This is a genomic window from Burkholderia ubonensis (assembly GCF_902833085.1).
Taxonomy (GTDB): Bacteria; Pseudomonadota; Gammaproteobacteria; order Burkholderiales; family Burkholderiaceae; genus Burkholderia; species Burkholderia ubonensis.
On sequence record NZ_CADFEB010000027.1, the window covers coordinates 1 to 488 of the forward strand.

A 488-nucleotide genomic window follows, 5' to 3' on the forward strand; every position below is an offset into this window, starting at 1 on the left:
ATCTGCGTCTGGATTTGTCCCTGCGTATCGTCGATCGCCAGATGGCCGGACGCCGTGCCTTGAAACTCCCGGCCGCGCAGCACCGTTACCGCCTGGTTGTCCGGCAGGTCCAGCGCCGGTTGGTGGAACGCATTCACGGCGCTGCCGACGATCACGGGCAAATCCGGGTCGCCGTAGTAGTGCTCCACGGCGACCTCATGACCGACGCGCGGGAGGAACGTCGCCCCCATCTCAATGCCCTGCCACGGCGACAGCACGCGCAGCCAGATTCCGGAATGCTCGTCCAGCTTGCCGTGACGATCCCACCCGAACTGCACCTTGACCCGGCCGTATTGGTCCGTCCAGACCTCCTGTCCGGCCGGGCCGACGACGATGGCCTTCTCCGGGCCGGACAGGCGCGGTTTCCGCACGCTTCGCGCGAGCCGGAACGGCTCGTTTGCCGGCAGCAGTTCAAACTGCGCCTCGGCGCGATAGGTCTGCCCGGTTCC

The 488-nt window shown here is 67.0% G+C and carries 1 protein-coding gene; it reads right to left on the reverse strand.

The genetic code is table 11. The features are described 5' to 3' along the window. A partial coding sequence (gene vgrG, locus HWX31_RS34665) for a type VI secretion system tip protein VgrG (protein WP_175934023.1) occupies window positions 1-488 on the reverse strand: 488 nt, incomplete at both ends.